Genomic DNA, 6,874 nt, shown 5'->3' with positions numbered 1-6,874 from the left:
TAAGCAGTGAAACCGGTGCAACAAGCCGGTGGTTGTAAAGAAATTCGGTGGAGCGGTAGTTCAGTCGGTTAGAATACCTGCCTGTCACGCAGGGGGTCGCGGGTTCGAGTCCCGTCCGTTCCGCCACTTATTTTAAGAACCGTATCTCATTTGAGATACGGTTTTTTTTCGTCTGTACGTTTTCAAAAATTCATACGGCGAAATAAACAGGCTTTCTCTCTGGCGACCAGGCAATTAAAGACGAAAGCTATGTTGCTTCTGAACACACCTGGCTGGGCAGAATGCCTGGTACGTGTAACGTACAGTATGACGAGACTTTTTGTATTGATGAACATGAAAGCATTAATTTTATGAATTGTTGCTTCTCAGGCAATTATCCTCTGCGTTTTAGCCCCTTTTTCCCTTTCTAATCACACGTAATAATCCTCGTACTTGTTAAAAATGACAAAGAGGAATTCTTATGACAGTCCCTGCATTTGGTCTTGGTACTTTCCGTTTAACTGACGAGACCGTGATTGCTTCCGTCAAAAACGCGCTCGAATTAGGCTATCGCGTGATTGATACGGCTCAGATTTATGGTAACGAAGAAGCGATCGGCAAAGCGCTGGCTGAAAGTGGCGTACCGCGTGAAGAATTGTTTATCACCACCAAAATTTGGACGGATAACCTTTCTGAAGACAAATTGATCCCAAGCCTGAAAGAAAGCCTGGAAAAATTGGGAACCGATTATGTCGATTTGACGCTAATCCACTGGCCTTCACCTGGGGCTGCTGTACCGGTTGAAGTATCCATGAAGCAACTGATGAAGGCGAAAGAGCAAGGGCTGACGCGCCAGATTGGCATCTCTAACTTCACCATTGCATTAATGGAAGAGGCGATCGCCGCTGTTGGCGCTGAGAATATCGCGACTAACCAGATTGAACTTTCACCGTACCTGCAAAATCGCAAGGTTGTCGAGTGGGCTAAACAGCACGGTATCCATATTACCTCTTATATGACGCTGGCTTATGGTAAAGCGCTGAAAGATGAGGTTATTGCTCGCATTGCACAAAAACACGCTGCAACGCCAGCACAGGTGATCCTCGCCTGGGCTATGGGCGAGGGGTATTCCGTGATCCCATCTTCAACCAAACGTGAAAACCTGGCGAGCAACCTGCTTTCCCGGTCACTGAAGCTCGATGCAGAAGATAAGGCAGAAATTGCTAAGCTGGATTGCAATGATCGATTGGTCAGCCCCGAAGGTCTTGCACCGAAATGGGATCAGTAATCACGACTTGTCTGCGGGAGCATAGGCTCCCGTTTTTTACTGTTTTCCGGCGCGCGGCACATGCTCGCTAACAAAATCGATAAACGCGCGGATACGCGTGCTCACCGCCCGGTCACTGTAATACACTGCGCTAAAAGGCATCTCTAGCGGTAACCGCTTATCCGCCAGCACCTCAACCAGCTCCCCGCTTGCAAGTTCCTTATCAATCATATAATCCGACAGGCTGGCAATACCGTTGCCGCTCATGCATAAATGTTTCAGGGTCTCGCCGCTATTGGATGATAGCGTTGGCGTCGCTTCATACAGCTGCCCGTCGGCAGAAGCCAGCGGCCATGTATTAAGCGTTAAGGGTTCAGTAAAACCGAGACAGGTATGCTCACTCAGTTCTTCCACCGTTGTGGGGGCACCGAAGCGTGCAATGTAATCTGGCGATGCGATAATTTTACGATAGCTATTGAATAAGGGACGCGCGCGCAGACTTGAGTCGGTTAGCTTGCCCACGCGGATCGCCACATCAACTTTACGCTCAATAAGATTGATAAACGTTTCGCTGGAGACGAGAGATAAAATTATCTCGGGATAGCGTTCACGAAAAGGTTTTATCAGCGGCATCAGGAAATGGAGTACCACAGGTGTTGCTGCATCAATACGCAGCGCTCCACGGGGCGTGGATTTTGTTTCCATTACCTCTGTTTCTGCAGCGGCCATCTCCTGAAGAATATTTTGCACGCGGCGGAAATAGCGTTCACCTTCTTCTGTCAGACTGAGCTGGCGCGTGGTGCGATTGAGCAAATTTACGCCGAGCTTGTTTTCCAGCTTTTTGACAGCCCGGCTAATGGCCGAGTTCGCCTGACCCAGGCGTTCTGCTGCTCTGCTGAAGCTGCCGCTTTCGACAACAGCAACAAAGATCGCGAGTTCCTCTGACGTGGTTTTCATTATTGCCTCTGTAGCAACATTTTGACGATATTATTCATACATCATTTATTTAACCATGTCGCCGCGTCTGGCGCCACGTGAGGCGCTTTCTGATAATGTTTGCAAGTGGTCACTAACTTAAGCTGCCGCTTTTTCTGCCCACTGGTCGTTGAAAGTCTGCGCTAAAATCCCTATAACTGAATAACCACCCGCGAGGCGGGAGCGGATACTAACGAGGTTCGAAACCGAAAGTGCCAAAAAATACCTATGCCATGCGATATGTTGCCGGACAGCCTGCGGAACGCATTTTACCGCCAGGGTCTTTCGCGAGTATTGGTAAGGCCTTGCCGGCAGGGGTTCCGCTAAGTAGTGAGGAAAAAATCCGCGTACTGGTATGGAATATTTTCAAACAGCAGCGCGCCGAGTGGCTATCGGTACTGCAAAATTTTGGCAAAGATGCACACCTGGTTCTATTGCAGGAAGCGCAAACGACGCCAGAGCTTGTGAGGTTTGCAACCACTAACTACCTTGCTGCCGATCAGGTTCCTGCCTTTGTGCTGCCTCAACACCCCTCAGGCGTGATGACGCTATCTTCAGCGCATCCGGTCTATTGCTGCCCTTTGCGCGAGCGTGAACCTATTCTACGGCTGGCGAAATCAGCGCTGGTGACGGTCTACCCATTGCCTGACGCGCGCAATCTGATGGTCATTAATGTGCATGCGGTGAATTTCAGCCTGGGGGTAGATGTTTATAGTAAACAGCTCTTACCTATTGGCAGCCAGATAGCCCATCATGCGGGGCCGGTAATTATGGCGGGGGATTTTAATGCCTGGAGCCGTCCGCGAATGAATGCGCTCTACCGCTTTGCGAGAGAAATGTCGCTCAGGCAGGTGCGTTTTACGGACGACAACCGCAGACGTGCGTTTGGTCGCCCGCTGGATTTTGTCTTTTACCGGGGGTTAAACGTGCAGGAAGCCTCTGTGCTGGTGACCCGCGCATCGGATCACAACCCGCTGCTGGTAGAGTTCACGCCCGGCAAAGCGTAAATAAAAGGCAAAAAAAGCACCGCGGGGAAACGGTGCTTTTTTTGTGCCTGCAATCAGGAGTCCGGCGTAGCGCTATTGCTGACGAAAAGCGTCAGATGGTCGCCAGGCTTGAGGTTGTCCGTATCATCGTTCCAGCGCATCACATCCTTGATGTTTACGCCATGACGTTTCGCGATACTCGACAACGAATCACCTTTGCGTACGCGATAGGTGATGCTATCCGAATTGTTCGCCAGCTGCTGCGCGCTGCTGCCAGCGCCAACGGTCAGGCTCTGACCCACTTTCAGCTTCGCGCTACGAAGATTGTTCCATTGCTGGAGATCCTTCGTGCTCACGCCAAGACGTGATGCGATTGCAGAGAGTGTATCGCCTGAGCGAACCGTATAGCTTTTACTGGTCAACGGGCGGTTTGCTGCGACCAGCGTCGGCTGCACGGCGGCAATTTCGCCAGAAGCCAGCGATTCACGCAGCTGCTCTGCGTGCTTCTTTGGCACCATAACGTACTGCGGACCAACAGAGCCCAGCGTAGAACCTTTAACGCCTGCATTAAAGGTTTTCAGCTTGCTAACTGATATACCCGCCATTTCAGCGAGCTGCTCCAGTTCAACCGGGCTGCTCAACCTGACGCGCGCCAGCGCACGACTTTCGTCCGGCGTTGGCAAATTTACGCCATACCGCTTGCTGTTCTTGAGAATATCGCTCAAAGCCAGCATCTTCGGCACGTAAAGCTTTGTCTCTAACGGCAGAGAAAGTGACCAGAAGTCGGTGGGTTTGCCACGCGCTTTGTTCGCTTTAATTGCCTTCATCACTCGCCCTTCACCGCTGTTATAAGCAGCGACAGTCAATAACCAGTCGCCATCAAACATACGGTTAAGACGCTCCATCATGTCGAGTGCTGCTTTTGTTGAAGCCACCACGTCACGACGCGCATCGTAGCTGCGAGTCTGTTTTAAACCATAATTGCGCCCGGTGCTCGGAATGATCTGCCAGATACCTGCGGCATTGGCGCCAGACGTTGCGTGTGGGTTAAAAGCGCTCTCCACTATGGGTAGTAGTACCAGTTCCATGGGCATGTTACGTTTTTTCACTTGCCCTGCTATCCAGTACATATACGGCTCTGCCCGTAAAGTTACATCGTGGAGATAGCTCTTATTTTTTAAATACTTTTGTTTTTGTTCGCGAATCCGGCTGTTTTCCGGAATTCCCATCTTTAGCTCGTCGCTTATGAAGGTCCACAAGTCACTGTCATCCTGCGTGGCGATCGTTCCATCATCCATCCACCGTGCCTGACTTGTAAACTTCCCCGCTTCCCCTTGACCAGCTGCAGAAAGGCTCTGTGCGTGCTGTTGGACCGTGCCGTCGTGTTTAGACGCCTGGCACCCCACGAGCAGGACAGAGGCGAATAATATCGCTCGTGCCTTCATGTGTGTGTCAATAGTAGTTGCTTAAAAGACGAGCGATCATAACGGCGAAGTTTACAAAAGGCAACCCGCAAATTTCAGAAGTTATCTTTCTTTGACCTTAACCATGCAAAACGCTCTTCAGGGTGTTGCAAATTTGTTTCTTTGTTGATTACCCTAATTAAATCATCATCTTCCGTACGTAAAAATAAATTTATCCTGCGCTCATTTTGCAGTGTTACCGGGAGAGTTGTCAGATTTTTACCGCGTAAGTCATTAACTTTACTGTAGTATTCTTTAATTGCCTTATCTTGCGGAAGAACGCTGATTGCAAACTTCATATTTGCTAATGTGTATTCGTGCGCGCAGCAGATAATCGTTTCATCTGGCAAGGCATTAATTTTCGCGAAAGACTGGTACATCTGCTTTGCGGTTCCTTCGAAGAGTCGGCCACAGCCTCCGGAAAAGAGCGTATCTCCGCAAAAAAGATAAGGAAAACTGTAGAAACAGATATGTCCTAAAGTATGTCCCGGTGTCGCGAAAACTGAAAATTCATGCTCCAGAACGGTAATGATGTCGCCTTCCTGAACCAGACACGTGGCTCCCTTATCTTGTGTTTCTGCCGGCCCGTAAACCACAAGATCAGGGAAATGTTGCAGCAGTGTTTTCACTCCGCCAACGTGATCGTTGTGATGATGCGTCAGAAAAATAGCCTCAGGCTGCCACTGTTTTTTTTCGATTGCGCTGAGTACTGGTGCGGCTTCGCCCGGATCGACAATCAGGCAGCGCCCGTTATCATTACTCAGAACCCAGATGTAGTTATCTGTAAATGCGGGAATACTGTTAAGATTCATAAAATACCTCTCAAAGCGTAGCGGAAGGTGGTGATGAAACCGGCAAGGACTTCCCGAACATTAGTAGCACCCGGGGGATGGGATGATTTACCCAAAGGCGAATATTATCGCGAGGCGCTGGAGCGAGAGCTAAAGCCGTGGTTAGCGAAATTATATGGCTTTCATTTACTTAAAATCGGCAATTTGAGCGCAGGAATCAAAACTGAAAGCTGTGCTATTTCCCATCAGGTCAACGTCTCTTTGGCAGGCGCACCTCTGCAGGTCAGAGCTGACCCGCTGCACCTGCCGTTTGCCGAAAAATCCGTTGATGCCTGCCTGCTGGCGCATACGCTCCCCTGGTGCAGCGATCCTCATCGACTGTTGCAGGAGGTCGACAGGGTGTTGATTGACGACGGCTGGCTGGTGATGAGCGGTTTTAACCCCATCAGCCTGCTTGGGCTGGGTAAGGCCGTTCCTTTAGTCCGCCGCTCACCCGTTATTCGTAGCCGCATGTTCACCCTGATGCGCCAGCTTGACTGGTTGTCGCTACTCAATTTCGAGGTGTTACATTATAGCCGCTTTCGCGTGCTGCCCTGGTCAAAGCAGGGCGGCAAATTACTGAGCACGCACCTGCCTGCGCTCGGCTGCATGCAGTTAATTATTGCACGCAAAAGGACGATTCCCCTGACGCTTAACCCGATGAAACAGAGCCTCAACAAGCCGCATGTTCGTCAGACCGTAGGGGCGACGCGGCAGTCTTAACTTTCAGCTTGATAGCCCGTATCTTCAAGCGTTGGGTTCATTGCTGCGGCGCGAGCCAGTTCGTCGCAGCGCTCGTTTTCCGGGTGTCCCGCATGGCCTTTTACCCATTCCCAACGGATTTGGTGCTGGCTAAGCGCTTTATCGAGACGCTGCCAGAGATCCACGTTTTTCACCGGTTTTTTTTCGGCGGTTTTCCAGCCGCGTTTCTTCCAGTTATGGATCCACTGGGTGATCCCCTGGCGCACATACTGGCTATCGGTACTCAGCACCACTTCGCAGTGCTCCTTTAGGCCTTCAAGAGCGACAATGGCGGCCATCAACTCCATGCGGTTATTGGTCGTCAGGCGATAGCCTGCGCTAAAGGTTCTTTCATGCTGGCGGTAACGTAAAATCGCCCCATAGCCACCCGGTCCCGGATTGCCGAGGCAAGAGCCGTCGGTAAAAATTTCTACCTGTTTAAGCATCGCTGGTAGAGTTCCTGTGTTTAAAACGGCAAGTCTGACATAAATGACCGTGGTGAGCACTGCAAATCCATAACATAGCGGTTTTCCCGTCGCTAATGAACGGTGAAAATGCGCGTTTATTGTTGTGCTGAGGGCGAGGATGAATGGCTTGATTTTATATACCATCATTGCACAATAGCTGCATGCT

At 50.4% G+C, this 6,874-nt stretch carries 7 protein-coding genes and 1 tRNA gene; 4 read left to right on the top strand and 4 right to left on the bottom strand.

What is annotated here, in order from left to right:
* The first annotated feature begins 49 nt into the window (after positions 1 to 49).
* Together ACTU3N_RS18095 and dkgB are read left to right on the top strand one after the other, a co-directional pair.
* Positions 50 to 126 (top strand) — tRNA-Asp (locus ACTU3N_RS18095).
* Positions 127 to 460: 334 nt separating this feature from the next.
* A complete protein-coding gene (gene dkgB / locus ACTU3N_RS18090; protein ID WP_443087514.1) occupies positions 461 to 1,267 on the top strand; it encodes a 2,5-didehydrogluconate reductase DkgB in 807 nt (268 codons plus the stop codon).
* Between the two features lie 36 nt (positions 1,268 to 1,303).
* On the opposite strand, the gene yafC is transcribed toward dkgB, so the two are convergent.
* A complete protein-coding gene (gene yafC / locus ACTU3N_RS18085; protein ID WP_443087513.1) occupies positions 1,304 to 2,203 on the bottom strand; it encodes a DNA-binding transcriptional regulator YafC in 900 nt (299 codons plus the stop codon).
* 230 nt (positions 2,204 to 2,433) lie between these two features.
* On the opposite strand from yafC, the gene ACTU3N_RS18080 reads away from it, so the two are divergent.
* A complete protein-coding gene (locus tag ACTU3N_RS18080; RefSeq protein ID WP_443087512.1) occupies positions 2,434 to 3,228 on the top strand; it encodes an endonuclease/exonuclease/phosphatase family protein in 795 nt (264 codons plus the stop codon).
* 53 nt (positions 3,229 to 3,281) lie between these two features.
* Here ACTU3N_RS18080 and mltD read toward each other — a convergent pair whose 3' ends face one another.
* Positions 3,282 to 4,652 carry a murein transglycosylase D gene (gene mltD / locus ACTU3N_RS18075; RefSeq protein WP_443087511.1) on the bottom strand — a complete coding sequence of 457 codons (1,371 nt, stop codon included), beginning with the start codon at positions 4,650 to 4,652 and terminating at the stop codon, positions 3,282 to 3,284.
* Positions 4,653 to 4,726: 74 nt separating this feature from the next.
* Complete coding sequence (gene gloB / locus ACTU3N_RS18070) at positions 4,727 to 5,482, bottom strand: hydroxyacylglutathione hydrolase (protein WP_443087510.1); 756 nt, start codon at positions 5,480 to 5,482, stop codon at positions 4,727 to 4,729.
* 33 nt (positions 5,483 to 5,515) lie between these two features.
* On the opposite strand from gloB, the gene ACTU3N_RS18065 reads away from it, so the two are divergent.
* Positions 5,516 to 6,223, top strand: a complete 708-nt coding sequence (locus ACTU3N_RS18065) for a class I SAM-dependent methyltransferase (RefSeq protein WP_443087509.1) — start codon at positions 5,516 to 5,518, stop codon at positions 6,221 to 6,223.
* Here ACTU3N_RS18065 and rnhA read toward each other — a convergent pair.
* The gene (gene rnhA / locus ACTU3N_RS18060) at positions 6,220 to 6,687 is read right to left on the bottom strand and encodes a ribonuclease HI (protein ID WP_443087508.1); all 468 of its coding nucleotides are present in this window, start codon (positions 6,685 to 6,687) and stop codon (positions 6,220 to 6,222) included. The genes ACTU3N_RS18065 and rnhA overlap by 4 nt on opposite strands.
* Positions 6,688 to 6,874: the final 187 nt, after the last annotated feature.

This window comes from Vagococcus sp. WN89Y (assembly GCF_052220145.1).
Classification (GTDB): domain Bacteria; phylum Pseudomonadota; class Gammaproteobacteria; order Enterobacterales; family Enterobacteriaceae; genus Kosakonia.
Note: the sequence above shows the minus strand (reverse complement) of the source record. Positions and strands in the feature narration are given on the sequence as shown.

Coding starts and splice junctions, on each gene's coding strand:
- yafC (WP_443087513.1), bottom strand. CDS start 2,203: ATGAAAACCACGTCAGAGGAACTCGCGATCTTTGTTGCTGTTGTCGAA.
- ACTU3N_RS18065 (WP_443087509.1), top strand. CDS start 5,516: ATGAAACCGGCAAGGACTTCCCGAACATTAGTAGCACCCGGGGGATGG.
- rnhA (WP_443087508.1), bottom strand. CDS start 6,687: ATGCTTAAACAGGTAGAAATTTTTACCGACGGCTCTTGCCTCGGCAAT.
- gloB (WP_443087510.1), bottom strand. CDS start 5,482: ATGAATCTTAACAGTATTCCCGCATTTACAGATAACTACATCTGGGTT.
- dkgB (WP_443087514.1), top strand. CDS start 461: ATGACAGTCCCTGCATTTGGTCTTGGTACTTTCCGTTTAACTGACGAG.
- mltD (WP_443087511.1), bottom strand. CDS start 4,652: ATGAAGGCACGAGCGATATTATTCGCCTCTGTCCTGCTCGTGGGGTGC.